Annotated in this window: 1 protein-coding gene and 1 pseudogene; both read right to left on the reverse strand. The window is 62.0% G+C overall.

The window, feature by feature from the left end; all coding sequences use genetic code 11:
- Nucleotides 1–191: pseudogene (locus AC1D00_RS44530) on the reverse strand (methyl-accepting chemotaxis protein); the annotation flags it as partial.
- A gap of 41 nt (nt 192–232) precedes the next feature.
- Nucleotides 233–569 (reverse strand): chemotaxis protein CheW (locus tag AC1D00_RS44535; RefSeq protein WP_477015133.1); only part of this gene is annotated, 337 nt, incomplete at its 5' end.

The following is a 569-nucleotide window of genomic DNA, read 5'->3' on the forward strand; positions in this document are numbered from 1 at the left end:
GCCCGAACCTGGGACAGAATTCCCTTTTCGATTTCCGCCGCACGATCCATCCGGCCGGCGCGCGACACGAGGCTGTCGGCGGTGTCGATCATCTCGCTCAGTTTCACATAAGCGAGGCCGCCCGCCGCCATCGAGAGCAACAGGACCACACCGAATGCGCTGGCCAGCTTCGCTTTGACCGTAAATCTCATTTCCAGCCCCTAAACCTCAAGTCCCACCCCTGGGACTCATTTCAATTCAGAATACGTTCCATGTTGGGAACGATGACGAACTCTTCACGCCATTTGGCGATGAAGCGAATGAACTCCGGCTTCCAGTGCATGCCGACGCGCGGCGTCTGCTGCACGTCGGTCTGCGAGATCTCCGTGACCTCGTAGACCTTGTCGGCGGTGACGCCGACCAGGACAGGCTCGCCGTCGAGCTGCAGCTCGATGACGACGATGCGCGTGTCGGCCGAGTTGTCGAGCTGCGGCATGCCGAAGCGGATGCGCAGGTCCGCAAGCGGGATGACGTTGCCGCGCACGTTGATCACGCTGGGAACGAACGCCCGCGCGCCGGCGACCTTGGTC

The sequence above is a fragment of the Bradyrhizobium sp. P2_E8 genome (assembly GCF_056403875.1).